Annotated in this window: 21 protein-coding genes; 10 read left to right on the top strand and 11 right to left on the bottom strand. The window is 62.0% G+C overall.

Features of this window, described 5'->3' with window-relative positions; translation table 11 throughout:
* Positions 1-15 precede the first annotated feature (15 nt).
* The 5 genes from hyi (at position 16) to ACI7M0_RS07995 (ending at position 5,837) form a co-directional block, all read left to right on the top strand.
* Positions 16-798 carry a hydroxypyruvate isomerase gene (hyi, locus tag ACI7M0_RS08015; RefSeq protein ID WP_129933340.1) on the top strand — a complete coding sequence of 261 codons (783 nt, stop codon included), beginning with the start codon at positions 16-18 and terminating at the stop codon, positions 796-798.
* A gap of 152 nt (positions 799-950) precedes the next feature.
* On the top strand, positions 951-1,844 hold the full coding sequence (locus ACI7M0_RS08010; RefSeq protein ID WP_064493251.1) for a 2-hydroxy-3-oxopropionate reductase: 894 nt from the start codon (positions 951-953) through the stop codon (positions 1,842-1,844).
* 233 nt (positions 1,845-2,077) lie between these two features.
* The gene (locus ACI7M0_RS08005) at positions 2,078-3,352 is read left to right on the top strand and encodes a glycerate kinase (RefSeq protein ID WP_003254348.1); all 1,275 of its coding nucleotides are present in this window, start codon (positions 2,078-2,080) and stop codon (positions 3,350-3,352) included.
* Positions 3,349-4,764: a pyruvate kinase gene (pyk, locus tag ACI7M0_RS08000; protein ID WP_129933338.1), complete on the top strand. Its 1,416-nt coding sequence runs from the start codon at positions 3,349-3,351 to the stop codon at positions 4,762-4,764. The genes ACI7M0_RS08005 and pyk overlap by 4 nt, the downstream gene beginning before the upstream one ends.
* Positions 4,765-4,970: 206 nt before the next feature.
* Complete coding sequence (locus tag ACI7M0_RS07995; RefSeq protein ID WP_129933336.1) at positions 4,971-5,837, top strand: urea transporter; 867 nt, start codon at positions 4,971-4,973, stop codon at positions 5,835-5,837.
* A 7-nt stretch (positions 5,838-5,844) separates the two neighbouring features.
* Here ACI7M0_RS07995 and ACI7M0_RS07990 read toward each other — a convergent pair whose 3' ends face one another.
* Complete coding sequence (locus ACI7M0_RS07990) at positions 5,845-6,687, bottom strand: RHS repeat-associated core domain-containing protein (RefSeq protein WP_129933334.1); 843 nt, start codon at positions 6,685-6,687, stop codon at positions 5,845-5,847.
* A gap of 155 nt (positions 6,688-6,842) precedes the next feature.
* Here ACI7M0_RS07990 and ACI7M0_RS07985 point away from each other — a divergent pair, with 155 nt between their 5' ends.
* Positions 6,843-7,664, top strand: coding sequence for an ion transporter (locus ACI7M0_RS07985; protein WP_129933332.1), 822 nt, complete (start codon positions 6,843-6,845; stop codon positions 7,662-7,664).
* A gap of 211 nt (positions 7,665-7,875) precedes the next feature.
* Positions 7,876-8,874, top strand: coding sequence for a sulfate ABC transporter substrate-binding protein (locus ACI7M0_RS07980; RefSeq protein ID WP_020193435.1), 999 nt, complete (start codon positions 7,876-7,878; stop codon positions 8,872-8,874).
* Between the two features lie 13 nt (positions 8,875-8,887).
* Here the strand turns inward: ACI7M0_RS07980 and ACI7M0_RS07975 are convergent, their stop codons facing one another.
* Positions 8,888-9,814, bottom strand: a complete 927-nt coding sequence (locus tag ACI7M0_RS07975) for a class I SAM-dependent methyltransferase (protein ID WP_371920365.1) — start codon at positions 9,812-9,814, stop codon at positions 8,888-8,890.
* A 31-nt stretch (positions 9,815-9,845) separates the two neighbouring features.
* Complete coding sequence (locus ACI7M0_RS07970; RefSeq protein WP_129933327.1) at positions 9,846-10,769, bottom strand: DMT family transporter; 924 nt, start codon at positions 10,767-10,769, stop codon at positions 9,846-9,848.
* Between the two features lie 133 nt (positions 10,770-10,902).
* On the opposite strand from ACI7M0_RS07970, the gene ACI7M0_RS07965 reads away from it, so the two are divergent.
* From ACI7M0_RS07965 to ACI7M0_RS07955, 3 genes are all read left to right on the top strand, one after another.
* Positions 10,903-11,340 (top strand): Lrp/AsnC family transcriptional regulator, encoded by a 438-nt coding sequence (locus tag ACI7M0_RS07965; RefSeq protein WP_003254357.1) that lies wholly within the window; start codon positions 10,903-10,905, stop codon positions 11,338-11,340.
* A gap of 496 nt (positions 11,341-11,836) precedes the next feature.
* Positions 11,837-13,369 (top strand): NCS1 family nucleobase:cation symporter-1, encoded by a 1,533-nt coding sequence (locus ACI7M0_RS07960; RefSeq protein ID WP_020193562.1) that lies wholly within the window; start codon positions 11,837-11,839, stop codon positions 13,367-13,369.
* 16 nt (positions 13,370-13,385) lie between these two features.
* Positions 13,386-14,114, top strand: coding sequence for an aspartate/glutamate racemase family protein (locus ACI7M0_RS07955; protein WP_010955048.1), 729 nt, complete (start codon positions 13,386-13,388; stop codon positions 14,112-14,114).
* A 118-nt stretch (positions 14,115-14,232) separates the two neighbouring features.
* On the opposite strand, the gene ACI7M0_RS07950 is transcribed toward ACI7M0_RS07955, so the two are convergent.
* The 8 genes from ACI7M0_RS07950 to ACI7M0_RS07915 form a co-directional block, all read right to left on the bottom strand.
* The gene (locus ACI7M0_RS07950) at positions 14,233-15,426 is read right to left on the bottom strand and encodes a D-amino acid dehydrogenase (RefSeq protein WP_129933326.1); all 1,194 of its coding nucleotides are present in this window, start codon (positions 15,424-15,426) and stop codon (positions 14,233-14,235) included.
* A gap of 44 nt (positions 15,427-15,470) precedes the next feature.
* Positions 15,471-16,133 (bottom strand): histidine phosphatase family protein, encoded by a 663-nt coding sequence (locus tag ACI7M0_RS07945; RefSeq protein WP_064493261.1) that lies wholly within the window; start codon positions 16,131-16,133, stop codon positions 15,471-15,473.
* A 234-nt stretch (positions 16,134-16,367) separates the two neighbouring features.
* Positions 16,368-16,706 carry an FKBP-type peptidyl-prolyl cis-trans isomerase gene (locus tag ACI7M0_RS07940; protein WP_104961068.1) on the bottom strand — a complete coding sequence of 113 codons (339 nt, stop codon included), beginning with the start codon at positions 16,704-16,706 and terminating at the stop codon, positions 16,368-16,370.
* A gap of 127 nt (positions 16,707-16,833) precedes the next feature.
* On the bottom strand, positions 16,834-17,241 hold the full coding sequence (locus ACI7M0_RS07935; protein WP_004577113.1) for a GFA family protein: 408 nt from the start codon (positions 17,239-17,241) through the stop codon (positions 16,834-16,836).
* Between the two features lie 67 nt (positions 17,242-17,308).
* A complete protein-coding gene (locus ACI7M0_RS07930) occupies positions 17,309-18,097 on the bottom strand; it encodes a PhzF family phenazine biosynthesis protein (RefSeq protein WP_010955053.1) in 789 nt (262 codons plus the stop codon).
* A 50-nt stretch (positions 18,098-18,147) separates the two neighbouring features.
* A complete protein-coding gene (locus ACI7M0_RS07925) occupies positions 18,148-19,086 on the bottom strand; it encodes a 2-hydroxyacid dehydrogenase (protein WP_129933325.1) in 939 nt (312 codons plus the stop codon).
* 38 nt (positions 19,087-19,124) lie between these two features.
* Positions 19,125-19,319, bottom strand: a complete 195-nt coding sequence (locus ACI7M0_RS07920; RefSeq protein WP_405314567.1) for a hypothetical protein — start codon at positions 19,317-19,319, stop codon at positions 19,125-19,127.
* A gap of 155 nt (positions 19,320-19,474) precedes the next feature.
* A complete protein-coding gene (locus ACI7M0_RS07915) occupies positions 19,475-20,653 on the bottom strand; it encodes an integrase core domain-containing protein (RefSeq protein ID WP_012053106.1) in 1,179 nt (392 codons plus the stop codon).
* Positions 20,654-20,853 lie beyond the last annotated feature (200 nt).

Below are 20,853 nucleotides of genomic sequence, written 5' to 3'. Positions count from 1 at the left end.
GCAAGGAGACAACTCATGCCTCGCTTCGCTGCCAACCTGTCCATGCTGTTCACCGAACAGGACTTCCTGGCCCGCTTCAAGGCTGCCGCCGACGCTGGCTTCAGCGGCGTCGAATACCTCTTCCCCTATGACTTCAGCGCAGCTGAAATCAAGCAGCAGCTGGAGGCCAACGGCCTGACCCAGGTGCTGTTCAACCTGCCGGCCGGCGACTGGGCCAAAGGTGAGCGCGGTATCACCTGCCACCCCGACCGCATCGAAGAGTTCCGTGCCGGTGTCGACAAGGCCATCGAGTACGCCAAGGTACTGGGCAATACCCAGGTCAACGCCCTGGCCGGCATCCGCCCACAAGGTCCGGACTGCGCCACCGTGCGCAAGACCTTCGTCGAGAATCTGCGCTACGCCGCTGACAAGCTGAAAGCCGCCGGAATCCGTCTGGTCATGGAAATGATCAACACCCGCGACATCCCCGGCTTCTACCTGAACACCACCCAGCAGGCGCTGGAAATCCAGGCCGAAGTGGGCAGCGACAACCTGTTCCTGCAGTACGACATCTACCACATGCAGATCATGGAAGGTGACCTGGCTCGCACCATGGAAGCCAACCTGAAGCTGATCAACCACATCCAGCTGGCCGACAACCCAGGCCGCAATGAACCAGGCACCGGCGAGATCAACTACCGCTTCCTGTTCGAACACCTGGACCGCATCGGCTACCAGGGCTGGGTGGGCGCGGAGTACAAGCCGCTGACCACCACCGAAGCGGGCCTGGGCTGGCTGAAAACCCATAACGCAATCTGAGGAACAACTCGGGACCCTGTGGGAGCGGGCTCGCCCGCGAACACCGGCAAAGCCGGTGCCATCCACCGAGTTGTCTGCTTCGCGGGCGAGCCCGCTCCCACAGGGGGCCAAAGCTTGCTTGAGATATCACAATTACAAAGAGGTAATTTCTCATGGCTAAAATCGGTTTCATCGGCACCGGCATCATGGGCAAGCCCATGGCTCAGAACCTGCAAAAGGCAGGTCACAGCCTGTTCATTTCCACCCACCACGACGCCGCGCCAGCCGACCTGATCGCTGCCGGTGCCGTGGCCCTGGCCAACCCGAAAGAGGTTGCCCAGGAAGCCGAATTCATCATCGTCATGGTCCCCGACACCCCGCAGGTCGAAAGCGTCCTGTTCGGTGAAAACGGCGTGGCCGAAGGCGTTGGCCCGAACAAGGTGGTGATCGACATGAGCTCGATCTCGCCAACCGCCACCAAAGCCTTCGCCGAGAAGATCAAGGCTACCGGTGCCGCCTACCTGGACGCCCCGGTGTCCGGTGGTGAAGTCGGCGCCAAGGCGGCGACCCTGAGCATCATGGTCGGTGGCTGCCCGAACGCCTTCGAGCGCACCCTGCCGCTGTTCGAAGCCATGGGCAAGAACATCACCCGCGTCGGTGGCAACGGTGACGGCCAGACCGCCAAGGTCGCCAACCAGATCATTGTCGCCCTGAACATCCAGGCCGTGGCCGAAGCCCTGCTGTTCGCCGCCAAGAACGGCGCCGACCCTGCCAAGGTGCGCGAAGCACTGATGGGCGGCTTTGCTTCGTCGAAAATCCTCGAAGTGCACGCCGAGCGCATGATCAAGGGCACCTTCGACCCAGGCTTCCGCATCAACCTGCACCAGAAGGACCTGAACCTGGCCCTGCAAGGCGCCAAGGAACTGGGCATCAACCTGCCCAACACCTCCAATGCCCAGCAAGTGTTCAACACCTGCCAGGCACTGGGCGGCGGCAACTGGGACCACTCGGCGCTGATCAAAGGCCTGGAGCACATGGCCAACTTCTCGATCCGCGGCGACAAGTAAGACCTTACCGGCCTCTTCGCGGGCACGCCCGCTCCCACAGGGATCGCACCACCCTCGAAACCTGTGCAGTACCTGTGGGAGCGGGCAAGCCCGCGAAGAAGCCAACACCGCTGAACCTGCGACCACAGGCTCAGGGGTGACCCCGAGCAACACCCGCCCCTGGTTCGGCCTGCACGGAGGCAGTTCCAGGGGCGTTTTTGATTCTGTAGAAAAACAATAATTGGGAGCCTGCCATGTCGGTCGATCCGCAAAAACTTCTCCGCGAGCTGTTCGACACAGCCATCGCCGCCGCCCACCCCCGTCAAGTCCTCGAACCCTACCTGCCCGCCGATCGCAGCGGCCGGGTTATCGTCATCGGCGCCGGCAAGGCCGCAGCCGCCATGGCCGAAGTGGTCGAGAAAAGCTGGCAGGGCGAAGTCTCCGGCCTGGTCGTGACCCGTTACGGCCACGGCGCCAACTGCCAGAAGATCGAGGTGGTCGAAGCCGCCCACCCGGTCCCGGACGCTGCCGGCCTGGCGGTGGCCAAGCGCGTGCTGGAACTGGTCAGCAACCTCAACGAAGAAGACCGCGTCATCTTCCTGCTGTCTGGCGGTGGCTCGGCGCTGCTGGCCCTGCCTGCCGAAGGCCTGACCCTGGCCGACAAGCAGCAGATCAACAAGGCACTGCTGAAATCCGGCGCCACCATCGGCGAGATGAACTGCGTGCGCAAGCACCTCTCGGCGATCAAGGGCGGGCGCCTGGCCAAGGCCTGCTGGCCGGCCACGGTCTACACCTATGCCATTTCCGATGTACCGGGCGACCTCGCCACGGTAATCGCCTCCGGCCCCACCGTGGCCGACCCGAGCACCTCGGCCGACGCCCTGGCCATCCTCAAACGCTACAACATCGAAGCGCCCAAAGCGGTCATCGACTGGCTGAACAACCCGGCCTCGGAAACCGTCAAGGCCGATGACCCGGCCCTGGCCCGCAGCCACTTCCAGTTGATCGCCAAACCCCAGCAGTCGCTGGAGGCTGCCGCGGTCAAAGCCCGTCAGGCCGGTTTCAGCCCGCTGATCCTCGGCGACCTGGAAGGTGAATCGCGCGAAGTGGCCAAGGTGCATGCCGGTATCGCCCGGCAAATCGTTCAGCACGGCCAGCCGCTCAAAGCGCCCTGCGTGATCCTGTCGGGTGGCGAAACCACCGTGACCGTGCGCGGCAATGGCCGTGGCGGGCGTAACGCCGAGTTCCTGCTCAGCCTCACCGAAAGCCTGAAAGGCCTGCCGGGCGTGTACGCCCTGGCCGGTGACACCGACGGCATCGATGGCTCGGAAGAAAACGCCGGTGCCTTCATGACCCCGGCCAGCTACGCCAGCGCCGAAGCCTTGGGCCTGTCGGCCAGCGACGAGCTGGACAACAACAACGGCTACGGCTACTTCGCCGCGCTGGATGCGCTGATCGTCACCGAACCGACCCGCACCAACGTCAACGACTTCCGCGCCATCCTGATCCTCGAGACTGCCCAATCATGACGCCTGATAAAAAAGTAAAGATCCTCGCCACCCTTGGCCCTGCGATCAACGGCATCGACGATATCCGCCAGCTGGTCGAAGCCGGGGTGAACATCTTCCGCCTCAACTTCAGCCATGGCGAGCATGCCGACCACGCCCTGCGCTACCAGTGGATCCGCGAAGTCGAGCAACAGCTGAACTACCCGCTGGGCATCCTCATGGACCTGCAAGGACCGAAGCTGCGCGTTGGCCGCTTCGCCGAAGGCAAGGTGCAGTTGCAGCGCGGGCAGTCCCTGCGCCTGGACCTGGACAAAACCCCGGGCGACAGCCGCCGGGTCAACCTGCCGCACCCCGAAATCATCGCCGCCCTCGAACCCGGCATGGACCTGCTGCTGGACGACGGCAAGCTGCGCCTGCGGGTGACCGACAAGCACAGCGACGCCATCGACACCGAGGTGCTGAACGGTGGCGAGCTTTCCGACCGCAAGGGCGTCAACGTACCGCAAGCGGTGCTCGACCTCTCCCCGCTCACCGAAAAAGACCGCCGCGACCTGGCCTTTGGCCTGGAGCTGGGTGTGGACTGGGTCGCCCTGTCGTTCGTTCAGCGCCCGGAAGACATCGTCGAAGCGCGCCAGCTGATCGGTGACCGCGCCTACCTGATGGCCAAGATCGAGAAGCCATCGGCAGTCGAGCAGCTGCAAGCCATCGCCGAGCTGGCAGACGCGATAATGGTGGCCCGTGGTGACCTGGGCGTGGAAGTACCGGCCGAAAGCGTGCCGCAGATCCAGAAAAGCATCATCGGCACCTGCCGCCAGCTGGGCAAACCCGTGGTGGTGGCCACGCAGATGCTCGAATCCATGCGTTTCTCGCCAGCGCCAACCCGTGCCGAAGTCACCGACGTGGCCAACGCCGTGGCTGAAGGTGCCGACGCTGTGATGCTGTCGGCCGAGACGGCCTCGGGCGATTACCCGCTGGAAGCTGTGCAGATGATGAGCAAGATCATCCGCCAGGTGGAGAATGGCCCGGACTACCAGGCCCAGCTCGACGTCGGCCGGCCAAAGGCCGAAGCGACCGTGTCGGATGCCATCAGCTGCGCCATCCGCCGCATCAGCGGCATCCTGCCGGTGGCAGTGCTGGTCAACTACAGCGAGTCGGGCGCCTCGACATTGCGGGCTGCACGCGAGCGGCCACGGGCACCGATCCTCAACCTGACGCCGAACCTGAACACCGCGCGCCGCCTCAGCGTGGCCTGGGGCGTGCATTCGGTGGTCAACGACCGCCTGCGTCAGGTCGACGAGGTGGTTTCCACCGCTCTGGAGATTGCCCAGGCGCAAGGCATGGCCAGCCGTGGCGACACGCTGCTGATCACCGCTGGCGTGCCTTTCGGCAAGCCGGGTACGACTAACACGCTGCGGATCGAGACTTTGATCTGAGATTGCCGGGGGCGCGTTGCGCCCCTTTCGCGACACAAGGCCGCTCCCACAGGGCCACGCTGGCACAAGGGAATGCAATCCCTGTGGGAGCGGCCTTGTGTCGCGATTGGAGGGCAAAGCCCTCCCCGAATACCGCTCTACCCGATCGCGGAAAACCGAGGCCCAAAGAGGCCCACCGCTCCCCCATCAACCTCACTGACTGCCCCATGTACACCAAAAATTTCGTCAACCCGTGCCCCGACTGGGCCACGGCGTTACTCAACGGCTTCAGCCAGGTGCTGCTGCTGCGCAACCCCCTGTGCGGCCTGTGCTGCCTGCTGGCCATCCTGCTGACCGCACCCAACCTGGTCGGCGGCGCGCTGCTTGGCGCCCTGGCCGGCCTGCTCACCGCCCAGGCACGCGGCTATGACCGTGCCGACCGCCAGGCCGGGCTGTACTGCTACAACGGCGTACTGATCGGCATCCTGATCAGCGCCGTGCTGCCCTGGTCGGCCATATTGCCCCCCCTGATCATCGCCGCCGGCGGCCTGTCCAGCATCATCACCCACCAGTGGCGCAAGCGCGGCGGCAAGTTGCTGGTCGCCTACACCGCCCCCTTCGTCATGCTCGGCTGGGCCACACTGCTAATCGCCAGCCCCTCGCCCAGCGGCTTCGTCGAAGCCGACCCGCTGTATGCGTTGGCCCGCGGCATAGGCCAGATCTTCCTGCTCGACCAGCCCTTGGCCGGGTTGCTGATCATCGTCGGCATGTTCATCGCCAACCCCTATGCGGCGATGTGGGCGGTGATCGGCTCGGCCATTGGCGGCGGTGTGGCGCTGCTCGCCGATCAGGCACAGGGGGCGTGGCTGGGTTTGTATGGATTCAATGCCGCGCTGGCTGCATTAGCGTTCAGCCGCCAGGGGGAAAAACCATGGGTGACGTTGCTGGCAATCGCCCTGGCCCTGCTGCTGCAACCGCTGTTCAAACTGTTGCCGGTAGCTGGTCTGACCGCGCCCTTCGTCGTCGCCTGCTGGGTCCTTGACACCGTGCAGGCTCAACATCGATCGCATCACAACCTCACGCAACGTTTGTGAAGGCCACTTAGCGCGGTTGTGTACTTCTGATGCTGGGCCCTGCACGGGTCGGCTCCGCGCTGTAAATGTTGCCCCCGTCCTGCGAGCCGGACTGCCACCCGCCAGGTACCATGAGCTCAACGAAACTGTTTTCGGTGAACTTGAATGTCTCAAAACCAGCCGCCAGAAGCCCCTCGACCGCTTCCTCGGGAAGATGCCGCCCTGGAATAAATAAATCGTTATGCCGATAAAACGTTTCGGAATTGGCGTATTCCCAAAAGCCCGAACTGTTCTCGCCTCGTTCTCCAATGATCCTGTTTGCCTTCTGCTTGGCCGTCTGGATTTCAGATTTGCTCTTCTGCTTGAACACGTACGTTTCAAATTGGTGGTTCTTCAGTTTATATACCAATCGCGTTTCCTTGGAATTTTCGGGCAAAGCCAGCGGCTTGAGAAAATTCCTCAGCGGCTCCTTCGATAGGTTTAAACTATTCAACTGTTTGGTAAGTCCAGTTTTGGTAACAACTTGGCCGGAAGGATCGTGGAAATTGACCGGATCGCCAGAGCAGTATGCATAGGCATTGATCCCACCCGCACCAAAGGGGCTCAAGCCGTCAGGACTCAGGAACCGCATAATGGCTGGGCTATACAATCGATGCCCGTTACCCAGCAGATAACCCTGAACTACGGGGTCGAACCACTGCCCCACAAACCGCAGCCCGCCGACGGCCCCTTGTGGGGGAAGCTGTCCATAAGGCCCGAAAGACCATTGCCGTTGGCGCAAACTTCGCTCGACGTGGATATTACTGACACCATCACCCTGCGACAGCAAGGCCTCGCTTGCACGCTGTGGCGAAGTAGGAATTTCAGGCATTCTGCTCGCTCCTTTTCAATCGATCTGATACCCATGATGGTTCCTGCCGCAGCAGCGGAAAACTATCATTTTTGTCAGGTAGACCATTCTCCCCTTCCCGTCATCGACCCAGACCCTCTAGGCTTGCCTTTTTCAGATCGCGGAACCTGAGCCCCATGTCCACCCCGCAATCCCTGCGCGAACGCCTCTACATCATGGTCTTCCAGACCGACACCGTAGCCGGTCGCCGCTTCGACAAGATCCTCCTGCTGATCATCCTGGCCAGCCTGGTCACCGTCATTCTCGACAGCATCGACGAGGTGCACCAAGGCTACGCCGGCCTGCTGGCCGGCATCGAGTGGGGCTTTACCGCGATCTTCCTGGCCGAATACATCACCCGCCTGTACTGCTCGCCCAAGCCGTTACGCTATGCCTTCAGTTTCTACGGCCTGGTCGATTTACTGGCGATCGTGCCGGGGATCCTCGCGCTGTACTACAGCGACGCCCAGTACCTGCTCATCATCCGGGTCATCCGGATGCTGCGGATCTTCCGTGTACTCAAGCTCAGCCCGTACCTCAAGCAGGCCCATTACCTGATGGAGGCGCTACGCGGCAGCAAGCAGAAGATCATCGTGTTCCTGGTGACGGTATCGACGCTGGTGACCGTGTTCGGCACGCTGATGTACGTGATCGAAGGGCCTGAGCATGGCTTTACCAGCATCCCCAAAGGCATCTACTGGGCCATCGTTACCCTGACCACCGTGGGCTTTGGCGACATCGTGCCGAAGACCCCGCTGGGGCAGGTGCTGTCGTCGCTGGTGATGATTACCGGTTACTCGATCATTGCCGTGCCGACCGGCATCTTTACCGCCGAGCTGGCCAATGCCATGCGTGGGGAGCAGCTGCAGCATGATTGCCCGACCTGCCACAAGAAGACCCACGAGCAGGGGGCGGCGTTCTGTTCTCGCTGTGGGAATGGGTTGTTTCCGAGAGCGTGAAAGCGCCTGCGCCGGCCTCTTCGCGGGTAAACCCGCTCCTACCAACAGGCCCGGACCGTGCGCGGTCCCCCGTAGGAGCGGGTTTACCCGCGAAGAGGCCGGCACAGGCAGAAGCATAACCAAAGCATTTTTTGTTCTTTAACCCGTATAAACCCACCCGTTATAGTCGCTGGCAATCTGCCCCAATACCCTTCAAGAACAAGGAAGCAACGTGAAAAAACTCTTCACCGCCTCGCTGCTCGCCGCAGGCCTGGCCCTGGGCAACCTCGCCCAGGCCGCCCCCACCCTGCTCAACGTTTCCTACGACGTGATGCGCGACTTTTACAAGGACTACAACCCGGCCTTCCAGAAGCACTGGGAAGCCGAGCACAATGAGAAGGTCAACGTGCAGATGTCCTTCGGCGGCTCGAGCAAGCAGGCCCGTGCGGTGATCGATGGCCTGCCGGCCGATGTCATCACCATGAACATGGCCACCGACATCAACGCCCTGGCAGACAACGGCAAGCTGGTGCCCGACAACTGGGTCACCCGCCTGCCGAACAACAGCGCGCCGTTCACCTCGGCCACTGTGTTCATCGTGCGCAAGGGCAACCCGAAAGCCCTGAAAGACTGGCCCGACCTGCTCAAGGACGGTGTACAGGTGATCGTGCCCAACCCGAAAACCTCGGGTAATGGCCGCTATACCTACCTGTCGGCCTGGGGCTACGTACTCAAGCAAGGCGGCGATGAAAGCAAAGCCCGTGACTTCGTCGGCAAGCTGTTCAAGCAGGCACCCGTGCTGGACACCGGTGGCCGTGCCGCCACCACCACGTTCATGACCAACCAGATCGGTGACGTGCTGGTCACCTTCGAGAACGAAGCCGAGATGATCGCCCGCGAGTTCGGCCGCGATCAGTTCGAAGTGGTCTACCCAAGCGTATCGGCCGAAGCCGAGCCACCGGTGACGGTGGTCGACAAGGTGGTGGCCAGGAAAGGCACCCAGGCCGTGGCCGAGGAATACCTGAAGTACCTGTGGTCACCAGCAGCCCAGGAGATCGCCGCCAACAACTACCTGCGCCCGCGTGATGCGACGGTCCTGGCCAAGTACACCGACCGCTTCCCGAAAGTGGACTTCCTGTCGGTGGAGAAAACCTTCGGTGACTGGCGTACCGTGCAGAAGACCCACTTCAATGATGGTGGGGTGTTTGACCAGATCTATACCGGTCAGTAACGCACAAGCAACATCAAACCCGGCGGAACACCAAGGCCTTCAGCCCCCCCGCCGGGTCAACGTCCGGAAACTCCGGCGGGTTTTCCAGGCGCTCGACATAAGCCAGCGAAGGCGCCTGCTCTGCCATTCCCTCGATCAGGAATTCCGGCCCGATCCCCGGGTCGTTGACACACGCCAGCACCGTCCCGCCTTCGCTCAACAACTCCGGCAAACGCCGCAGGATCTTTGCGTAATCCTGGGTCAGCACAAAGCTGCCACGCTGGAAGGTTGGCGGGTCGATGATGATCAGGTCATAAGGCCCGTACTTGCGCACCTTGCCCCACGACTTGAACAGTTCATGCCCCAGGTACGCCACCCGTGATGCATCGTGGCCATTGAGGCGATGGTTGTCCCGGCCCCGCGACAGGGCCGATTTGGCCATGTCCAGGTTCACCACCTGCTCAGCGCCACCGGCAATCGCTGCCACGGAAAAGCCGCAGGTATAAGCGAACAGGTTCAGCACGCGCTTGCCCGCCGCCTGCTCGCGCACCCAGCGGCGGCCATAGCGCATGTCGAGAAACAGGCCATTGTTTTGCCGCACGCCCAGGTCCAGCAGGTAGGTCAGGCCGTCCTCGATCACTTCGCGCTGCTGGCACGGCTCGCCCAGCAGCCACTGGCCCGGGCTGTCGGGCAGGTAGCGGTGCTGGATGATGACTGCCTGCCCAGTCCACTGCGGGCGCGCGGCCAAGCTGCGCAACATGGCTTCCAGTTCGGCGAGCTGGCCCTCGGGCGGCTCACGGAACAAGGCGACCGACAGCACGCCCTGCAGCCAGTCGACGGTAACCTGCTCCAGGCCCTGCCAGCAGCGGCCGCGGCCGTGAAACAGGCGGCGGGTTTCCCGTGGTGCAGGGTCAAGGGCGGCAAGCAGGTGTTGCTCAAGGGTGTCGATGGGCGAGGTCATGGCGGATCGCAGGCTGGCAAAAAGCGGCATTCTACCTTGCGGGCCTCTTCGCGGGTAAACCCGCGCCTACAGGATGCTGCGCCGATCGGAACCACCACCCCTGCTGCATGCCCGCTGCCGCCAGCAGGATCAACCCCACGCCCAGCCACTGCAGCGGCACCAGGCGGTGCCCGAACGCCACCCAGTCCACCAGAATTGCCGCAATCGGGTAAATGAACGACAGCGCACCGGTCAAGGCCGTGGGCAAACGCTGGATGGCGCTGTACAACAGCACATACATCAGGCCGGTGTGCACCATCCCCAGTGTCAACAAGCTGGCCAACGCCGGCACTTCGACCGGCAACCCGCCAAGCGTGACACATGGCGCCAGCAGCAACACACCCGTGGTTACCTGAATCAACGCAATCAGGTGCGGGGGCGTGCCACTCAGGCGCTTGATGATCAAGGCCGCGATTGCATACAGAAACGCCGCCCCCAGCGCCAGGGCAATCCCCAGCAGATAGTCCTCGCCATTACTTTGCCCAGCGCCATGGGCACTGACGATGGCCAGCATGCCGAGGAACGCCACACTCAGCCAGGTCACCTTGGCCAAGGTGATCTTTTCGCCCAGAAACAGCGCCGCCAGCCCCACCAGCATGAACGGCTGCACGTTGTACACCGCCGTGCCGATGGCAATCGACGCCCGTGCGTACGAAGCGAACAACAGCAGCCAGTTGCCGACAATGGCCACCCCGCTGGCAATCGCCAGCAAAAATGCCGTGCGGCTGATCACGCCTGGGCGCAGAAAGCCAAACGCGGCGCAAATCGCCAGCAAGGTCACGGCACCGAACACGCAGCGCCAGAACACCACATCCAGCACCGGCTGGCCGGACACCAGCACGAACCAGCCAATGGTCCCGGAAATCAGCATGGCGGCGACCATTTCCAGCGAGCCGCGGCGCAATGAACTGTCCATCTCAAACCTCCCTTTGATAATGGCCACAGTATGCAAAGGCGGCAGCCTGGCCATCCAGCGGATAACCAAGGCATTTTCGCCAACCTGCCTTTACTATCAAGGCAGATAACACGAATTACCTGATGAGGTGAGCATGACCGATGCCATTGACCAATTATTGATCAACGCACTGATGGAGGACTCGCGCCGCTCGCTCAAGGCTCTGGCGCAGGTCAGCGGGCTGTCCGCACCTAGCGTCAGCGAGCGCCTGCGCCGGCTGGAAGAGCGTGGCGTGCTGCGCGGCTACACCGTGGAGGTCGACCCGCGCGCCTTTGGCTACCAGTTGCAGGCGATCGTGCGCATCCGTCCGTTGCCGGGGAAGCTGCAAGAAGTGGAGCGCCAGATCATTGCCATCCCTGAGTTCACCGAATGCGACAAGGTCATTGGCGAAGACTGCTTCGTCGCCCGACTGCATGTGCGCTCGATGGAGCAGCTGGACACGCTGCTCGACCTCATGAATGTGCTGGCTGAGACCAATACCGCGATCATCAAGAAGACTCCGGTCAAGCGGCGGTTGCCGCCAATGGATTGATCGGCCCCTGTACTGGCCTCCTCGCAGGCGTGCCCGCGAAGAGGCCAGCACAGGAAAAGCTGACTATTTTTTGTACACAAAAACGTAACCATAGGTGCCATTTTTGTGTGCACTTTCTTCAGTAGCGCCCCAATTCGTTACACACTTTCCACCTTATATTTTGACCAAATGATCAACTAATCAATCTTTCAAAAAATATAACTTGTTCATTTGGTCAGCTTATATTCTCTGTATTTCATTAACTTACCGTTTAACAAGATAAGTTCGAAATCATCGCCTGTTGAAACCTGCTCTTCCCTTGGCATGGAACTCGCTTTTGTGTGTTCGTGTTTTGTATACAACTTAAACAAAACATAGATACACAAGAATCCGCGACGCCGACCCAATGTCAGCCGCCGCGCCCACAACCCTGTGATGCCAACGCTGCACCGACGAGATGGCGAGCCCGTGCGCATGCCCGCTCATCGCAGTCCATGTGCATCAGGAGCCCGCCGGAATGAGTAGCAGCCTCGACCTTGCCCCTGAACTATCCGTCGCCAGCACACACCCCGCGTCCACGCTTGCCGGCCACCAGCCGGACCTTGTTCTCAGCCCGCGCCTGCATAACCGCGACCTGGCGCCAACGCGTATGGAAGGCCGTCGCTGGGGCGGCTACAGCATCTTCGCGTTGTGGACAAACGATGTGCACAATATCGCCAACTATTCGTTCGCCATGGGCTTGTTCGCCCTCGGCCTGGGTGGCTGGCAAATTCTGCTGTCGCTGGCCATCGGCGCGGCACTGGTGTACTTCTTCATGAACCTGTCGGGTTACATGGGGCAGAAAACCGGGGTACCGTTCCCAGTCATCAGCCGCATTGCCTTCGGCATCCATGGCGCGCAGATCCCGGCTTTGATCCGTGCCGTCATCGCCATCGCCTGGTTCGGCATCCAGACCTACCTGGCATCGGTGGTGCTGCGGGTGCTGCTCACCGCCGTGTGGCCGCAACTGGCAGCCTACGACCATGACAGCATCCTCGGCCTGTCCAGCCTGGGCTGGGTGTGTTTCGTGTCGATCTGGCTGGTGCAGCTGGTGATCCTGGCCTACGGCATGGAGATGGTGCGCCGTTACGAGGCCTTTGCCGGGCCAGTGATCCTGCTGACCGTCGCCGCACTGGCGGTGTTCATGTACTTCAAGGCCGACGCGCGCATTGCCTGGTCGGTGGCAACCCCGCTGACCGGCTACGAGATGTGGCGCAACATCTTTGCCGGCGGCGCACTGTGGCTGGCGATCTACGGCACCCTGGTGCTGAACTTCTGTGACTTCGCCCGCTCCTCGCCTTGCCGCAAGACCATCCGCGTCGGCAACTTCTGGGGCCTGCCGGTAAACATCCTGGTATTCGCCGTGATCACCGTGGTGCTGTGCGGCGCGCAATTCCAGATCAACGGTCAGATCATCGACAGCCCGACGCAGATCGTTGCCGCCATACCCAGCACGCCATTCCTGGTGCTCGGCTGCCTGGCCTTCCTGATCGTCACCGTAGCGGTGAACATCATGGCCAACTTCGTCGCCCCGGCCTTCGTACTCAGCAACCTGGCGCCGCGCCACCTGAACTTCCGCCGTGCCGGGCTGATCAGCGCCACCCTGGCGGTGCTGATCCTGCCCTGGAACCTGTACAACAGCCCGCTGGTGATCGTGTACTTCCTGTCGGGCCTGGGCGCCCTGCTCGGCCCGCTGTACGGCGTGATCATGTCCGACTACTGGTTGCTGCGCAAAGGCTGCATCAACGTGCCGGAGCTGTATACCGAGCACCCGGCCGGCGCCTATCACTACAGCAAGGGCATCAACCTGCGCGCCGTGGCCGCCTTCGTGCCGGCCGCACTGCTGGCCATCGTGCTGGCCCTGGTGCCCAACTTCCAGGGTATCGCGCCGTTCTCCTGGCTGATCGGTGCCGGCATCGCCGCCGCCCTGTACCTGTTGATCGCGCCACGTAACCGCCATTACCACGACGTCAGCGGCGAGTGCATCGCCGTCGACCACAGCAGCCATTAGTCAGGGAGGACTGCCCATGCGCATTCTGATCGCCAACGTCAACACCACCGAAGCCATCACCCACGCCATTGCCGAACAGGCCCGTGCGGTGGCCGCACCCGGTACCGAAATCGTCGGCCTCACACCCTGGTTCGGCGCCGAATCGGTGGAGGGCAACTTCGAAAGCTACCTGGCGGCCATCGCGGTGATGGACCGGGTCCTGGCCTTTGAAGGGCCCTACGATGCCGTGATCCAGGCCGGTTATGGCGAACATGGCCGCGAAGGCCTGCAGGAACTGCTCAACGTGCCTGTGGTGGACATTACCGACGCCGCCGCCAGCACGGCAATGTACCTGGGCCACGCCTATTCCGTAGTAACCACGCTCGACCGCACCGTGCCACTGATCGAGGACCGCCTGAAGCTCTCGGGCCTGTATGACCGCTGCGCCTCGGTGCGAGCCAGCGGGCTGGCGGTGCTGGAACTGGAAGCCGACCCGCTGCGGGCCGTGGAGGCGATTGTCGAGCAGGCCGAACGCGCCGTGCGCGACGACAAGGCCGAGGTGATCTGCCTGGGTTGTGGCGGCATGGCCGGGCTGGACGAGCAGATTCGCCAACGCACCGGCGTGCCGGTGGTGGATGGTGTGAGTGCAGCGGTGACCATTGCCGAATCGCTGGTGCGCATGGGTTTGAGCACGTCCAAAGTGCGCACCTATGCGACGCCACGGGCGAAGAAAGTGGTGGGCTGGCCGATGCGCTTCGGCCGCTAGACATCCTTCGCCTGTACCGGCCTCTTCGCGGCTGAAGCCGCTCCTACCGGACCAGCACAAGCCTGAATACCGTGGGGTCCTCGTAGGAGCGGCTTTAGCCGCGAAGAGGCCGGCCCGCTTAACGCATCATCCTGGCCAGACGCTGCGCACTGCCACAGGCCAAGGTGAATCCCAACGCCCCATGCCCCAGGTTCAGCCACAGGTTGCGGTACACCGTCCCACCTATGATCGGCACCCCGGTCGGTGTCGCTGGTCGCATCCCCGCCCACTCCACCGCCTGGCCATAATCCGCCGCCCTTGGCAGCGTCTCCAGCGCCAGCCGCCGCATGCTCTGCAAACGGCGCATGTCCACCGACTCGTCGAAGCCGACAATGTCCACCATCGCCGCTACCCGCAGCTGCTGCCCCAGGCGTGCATAGACAATCTTGCGCTCATAGTCGGTAAGGCTCACCTCCGGGGGCAGGTGCCCGGCGCTGATCGGTGCGGTCAGGCTGTAGCCCTTCAACGGGTAAACCGGTATCTGCACCCCCGGTAATGCCAAGCCTGGGCCGCGATGCCCGGCACACAGCACCAACTGCTCCACGTCCAGCTGCTGATCGCCCAGTTGCAGTGCCACGACCTGGCCCTGGCGCTGAACCAATTGCGTCACCGGCCGGCCAAGCAGGAAACGGCACTGGCCCGACGCGCGCAACAGCGCTTCCAGCCGCAAGCAAAACACGTGGCAATCGCCAACCTCTTCGCCAGCCGTGAACACGCCACCCACAAACGGTGCGCCATCCAGGGCAGGCTCCAGCCCGCGCAGCTCGGCAGCCGCCAGCACCTGCTGACTGGCCGGGTCCGTCAACTGTTCCCGGCCTTGGGCAAAGGCCCGTTCACTGCGAAAAGCCACCAGCTTGCCATTGCGCCGCCAGGCGAAATCCCCCAGGTTATGGTCTTCGCGCCACTGCGCCAGAACGGCCTGGCTGTACAGCGCCAGCTCAAGCAAGTGCCCGGCATTACGGCGATTGACGCTACGCCGGCAAGCCAGGGTGAATGCCAGCAGCCAGCGCCACTGGGCCGGATCCATGCGCAAGCGCAGGCGCAATGGCGACTCGCCCTGCAACAGCCAGCCCAGCGCCTGCCACGGCACCCCGGCATCAGCCAGCGGCGCTACATAGCGATAGGACAATTGCCCGCCATTGGCGAAGCTGGTGGCCGACGCCAGGCTGTCGCGTGCCTCGATCAGGTCAACCGACCACCCTTCCCGCACCAGCGCGTAAGCCGTCGCCAGGCCCACCACTCCACCACCGATCACTGTTACCCGCTGCTTCATCGCTCATCCCTGTTCCGGCTTCCTTGCCAAACAGTACCAGCGGATCAGGTCGGGCAGCTATGCGCACCGTCATTCAGGCCCTGGCGCACATTGCGGCTCAGCAGGCTGGCTTTGCCATCGCGCCAGGTCAGGGTCAATACGTAGAGGGTGTCGAAGTCTTCGCCGCTCCAGTCCTCGGTGATCACCCGCTCCTCCCCCAGGGCCTTGCCGGCCACGGTGTTGATCAGTTCCGGCAGGTAGCCGTGGGACCAGGCCGTGTAGATGGTCGCATTGCGGTATTTGTCGCTCAGCAACTCATCGGCCAGTTCAGCGGTGTCGTTGGCGCCGTAGTCGATATTCACCGGCAAGCCGAGGCGGATGGCACTGGGGGTGATGGTCATCAATGGGCGGATATAGCTGTAGCTTTCGTCCCGGCTGCCTTCCTCGACATGCCGCGTGGGGTTGGCGGCAAACACATAGTCGGCCTTGCCGAAGCGCTCGGGCAGTACAGTGGCCAGGTCCAGCGCACGGTTGAGGCCTTGGCAGTTCAACTGCCCGAGCCCCTCGCCCGGCTTCTCGCCATGACGCAGAAACACAAGGGTCTGGGTGCCATCCACCGGTTGTGCCCGGCTTTCGACAGCCTCCAGCGCCAACGGCGCGGCGATGGCAGTGAGCACCAGGCTCAGCAGCAAGTGACGGCGACGGCGAAAGAATGTTGGCAACTTCATCAAGGCAGGCTCGTGTGGCAGAGAAAATCGGGTTTACCCGCCACATCACCCGGCCAGTTGCAGGGCGCCCGTGCAGTGAATGCCATCCTTGGCAACGCGTGAGGGTCAGAGTGCCCCGAACCCGTTTGGTTCCTCCCTGGAGGTGATTGCCGTTCCCTAGGCAAGGCCTAAGTTAGGGGCTGGGTGTTGCGCAATTGTGTAAGGTGCAAGAACCTCGGGTTGCAACGCGAACACTCAATCATCCCGCGTGAGCACTTCCAGCAGTTCGATCTCGAAGGTCAGGTCCGAATTCGGCGGGATCTTCCCTACGCTGCGTTCGCCATACCCCAGGTGTGCCGGTACCTGCAGCTTGCGCTTGCCGCCAACGCGCATGCCCATCAGGCCTAGGTCCCAGCCTTTGATTACCCTGCCGGTACCGATCACGCACTGGAACGGCTTACCGCGCGACCAGGACGAGTCGAACTCGCTGCCATCGGCCAGCCAGCCGGTGTACTGGGTGGTGATCAGGGCACCTTTGACGGCGGCTTTGCCGTCTCCCTCGACCAGGTCGATGATCTGCAGTTCTTGGCTCACGGGTACACTCCAAACGCTGAAAAACAAAACCGCCCTTTTCTCAGGAATGCACCGGTTTGGCAAGTTCACGCAGAATTGTACGGAGGCATTCGCCGACGGAATGCCTCCGTACAGATATGACGTTGAATCAGCTGTTCTGCTCGAACACCTCTTGGCCGGACAGCTCCTTGGTCTGATTGGCGAAGCAGTACCACGCGGGTTTCTCTTCGACGAAGATCTGCAGGTCGAAATCCCAGGCTTGGTCGCCATCGAGCAGGCCGACCGGCACGGCATGGAAGTCGTTGGCCTTGAGCCGGTAGTACAGGTGCGTACCACAGCGGCCACAGAAAGCACGCTGGGCCCAGTCGGACGAATCATAGACGCTCGGCGCACGCCCCTCGATCAGCGGAGGCTTGCTGCAGTGGACCACCAGCAGCGGGCCGCCGGTCCACTTGCGGCACATGCTGCAATGACAAGCGCTGATATGGGTATTGTCGACGGTGACCGTCAGCCGCGTGTCGCCGCACAGGCAGGTGCCGTGTTTTTCCAGGGCCATGGGTGGCTCCTTGAACGGAAAGATGGGCCTGCAATTATAGAAGCCCGCCAGGGCATCGCACGCCGTACTAGATGTACACATTGCCCCGCAGGTACAACGCCGCCCGCCCACTGATAATCACGCGGCCATTGCCCGGCACTTCGCACTGCAACTGCCCTTTGCGTGCCCCGCCCTGCTCGCAGCTCAGCACGTTCTTGCCCAGCCTTTGGGCCCACAACGGCGCCAGCGAGGTGTGTGCCGAACCGGTTACCGGGTCTTCATTCACACCAACCCGCGGGCCGAACCAGCGGGTGACGAAGTCAAAGCCACGCCCTGCCGCGGTCACGGCAATGCCACGGACGTCGAAGGCCGACAGCGCAACAAAGTCTGGTTTCAACGTTTCGAGCAGCATGGCGTCATCGATCACCACGACATAATCGTCGCTAAGGTACACCGCCTTCGCCTGGCTCAAGCCCAGCGCCTGCAAAAGGCCCGCTGGCATGTCGACCGCTACGGGTTGTTTGGCGGGGAAGTCCATGGCCAGCAGGCCATCAGCGCCACGGCTGACGCGCAACTCGCCACTGCGGGTATTGAAGCGAAGCACTTGCGCCTGCTCACCCAGTTGCTCGAACAGCACGTAAGCCGAGGCCAAGGTAGCATGGCCGCACAGGTCGACTTCCACGGTGGGGGTGAACCAACGCAGGTCGAACGTTTCGCCTTTGCGCACGAAGTAGGCTGTTTCTGACAGGTTGTTTTCTTCAGCGATGCGCTGCAGCACATCGTCCGGCAGCCAGCTGTCCAGCGGGATCACTGCGGCCGGGTTGCCACCGAACGGTTCAGTGGAAAAGGCATCGACCTGGAATATTTCGAGTTGCATGCACACACTCCTTGTTGCCCGGGCGCTGCCGGGCAGATATCTGGAAAAGGTTACGGGCGTACCGGGGTCAAAACTGGCTCACCGGCAAAGAACGCCTGCAGGTTGCGCAGCACCAAGTCCACCGTGTCGCGCGCGGCTTCTGGCGATTGGCCAGCCACGTGGGGTGTGAGCACGGTGTTGGGCAAGGCCTTGAGTGCATCGGGCACTGTCGGCTCGTCATCGAATACATCCAGCGCGGCGCCAGCCAGCTGGCCACGCTGCAATGCAGCAATCAGGGCCTGGGTGTCGACCACGCTGGCACGGGCGATGTTCACCAGATAGCCGTCAGCCCCCAGGGCCTGAAGGACGTGGGCATCAACCAGATGCCGGGTGTTGGCGCCACCGGGGGTGGCCACCACCAGAATGTCGACGGCTTCAGCCAAGTGTCGGGGGCTGTCGTACCAGGCATAGGGCACATCCTGGCGTGCTGTGCGGCTGTGGTAGCTGACGTGCATGTCGAAGCCCAAGTGGGCCCGCTTGGCGATCGCCAGCCCTACTGCGCCAAGGCCGAGAATGCCCAGGCGCTTGCCACTCACCGAGGGGCTGATCACCCGGTTCCATTCACCGCGCCGCGTGCTGGCATCGGCACGGGGGATGTCGCGCAGCAGCGCCAGCAGCAGGGCCAGGGTGTGGTCGGCGACGGCTGCGGCATTGGCCCCGGCGCCATTGGTGACGGTTATGCCGCGTGCGGCGGCGGCGGCCAGGTCGACCTGCTCGTAGCCGGCGCCGATCACGCAGATGATCTGCAATCTGGGTAATGCGTCAATTTCGGCGGCGGATAGCCCCAGCGGCCCACGGGTGAGTACCGCATCGATTTCTTCGGCGTGGCGATGAATGGCATCGGCGCGCAGTTGCGGCGAAGGGGCACGGATCAGGTGGTAACCGGCCTGCTCCAGCATGGGCAGGTAATCGTCGACGGTTTCCACCAGTACCAGGACTGTCTTGCTCATGCCACCTCCGGGTGAATTAGAGGCGTCATTATGCGGAGTCACCGGCCAGTACAGTCAATGGAAATAACAAGGCAAAACTGTACTGTGCTGTTGCTGTTGCTGTTGATCTTGATCTTGATCTTGATCTTGATCTTGATCTTGATCTTGATCTTGATCTTGATCTTGATCTTGATCTTGATCTTCGCGACTTCAGGAGGCCGAACGCAGGCCTTGCGGAGGGAGGTGACGGGCATGGATGCCCGTCAAGCGCTGAGGCCCCAGGATGGGGCCTTCGGCGCGGTCCTGCCGGGAGCAAGGCCGGAGTGAGGGGACCCCGGAGCGCAGCGCAGGGGCCGGATGATGGGAGCGCAGTGTACGGGTCACCCACATGGGTTACACAAAAGTTCACTCACATAGGTGACAACACCTTAAGTGTTACATAACCATCAGTGGCATCCCGCACATCGACTCTACCAAGGATGATGGGACCGAAAATAACATCCCAAATGCCATCTCCGACTTGCTCCAGCCCAATGGTCTGGTGCTTGAGCACGTAACCTACGTAGATCCTCAGGCCACGGCGGTTAATGATGCCGCAGCTATCCGCCGGTAAACTCTCGACATGGCTGGGGTAGGTCATCTCAGGAAGTTTTTCAGGGAATGGGCGTGGTGAGGGCTGGTAGCAAGACGCCGGTGTTTTCTGTTTCAGTGCTTCATGCAAGCGCTCGTAATTGTAGTGTTGTCGAAAGCGATCAAAATGCCGCTGTTGAGCTTCCCAGGCCACTGCCGGCGGTGATGGCAGCGTGCTTTTGAGTGTCCGATGCATGCGTTCGTGGCGGCCATTTTGCTCAGGCCTTCCAGGTGCAATGCGCTCAGGAATGATGCCTAGACGCAGCCACCAGATGGACAGCTGAGAAAGTCCTGCACGTCCTTTACTGGCAAACGGCACACCGTTATCGGTACGAATACGCTCAGGCAGGCCATTTTCCCGAAACACCTGGGTGAAAACGGCCTGCGTTTCCAGAAGGTTGGTATTAGGCATGCTGTGGCAGGCGAGCAGGAAGCGGCTGGCGTGATCCATGATCGTTAGTGGATAGCACCAGACGCCTGCGCCTGTCAGAAATTGGCCCTTGTAGTCAGCACTGAACAGCTGGTTAGGCGACTCTGCCTTCTCCAGTGGCTTGGGGTAGACCGCTACACGCTGACGTAAACGGCGTGGGTTGACCAACTCGGCCTTCTTGAGGATGTTGTAAATCGCTGTCTTAGAAGGTGGCGCCTGATCAGGGAAGCGCTCCTGCAGCGCAGCCTGGATCTTTTTCGGACCAGGTTCCGTTTCGCCTCGACTGCGCAGTTCGATGATGGCTTCGCGAACTGCAGCGGGGACGACCCAGTTCTGCGTCAACCGGCGGCGGCTGCGTTCTTCCAGCCCCGAAGGCCCCTCTTTCTCATATCGCTCGACCCATTTGTAGCCGGTCTTACGGCTGATCTCGTAGGCCTGGCACAGGGCGCTGAAGCTGGGCGGCCCTTGCAGGTAATCCGCGATGAAAAGCATTTTCAGGTCCATAGGTTTCAGCTCTCGCCAAGGCATGGTCAGATCCTCGAAAACCGACCTTGCCAGTTAAAGACTGTTACCTATGTGCGTGAACTGATTTGTAACCTATGTGGGTGAGTCATACCCGCAGCGTTTTTTGGTTACTTTTTGTCGCGTTTGACAAAAAGTGACTCGCCGTAAGGGCCATCCCTTTCAAGGTCTTCGGTAGAATTCGCTGAAATCCAGTCAGGAAGACC

It is taken from the genome of Pseudomonas sp. 10(2024) (assembly GCF_045164175.1).
Classification (GTDB): domain Bacteria; phylum Pseudomonadota; class Gammaproteobacteria; order Pseudomonadales; family Pseudomonadaceae; genus Aquipseudomonas; species Aquipseudomonas alloputida.
This window is presented reverse-complemented; position numbering and strand designations above follow the sequence as displayed.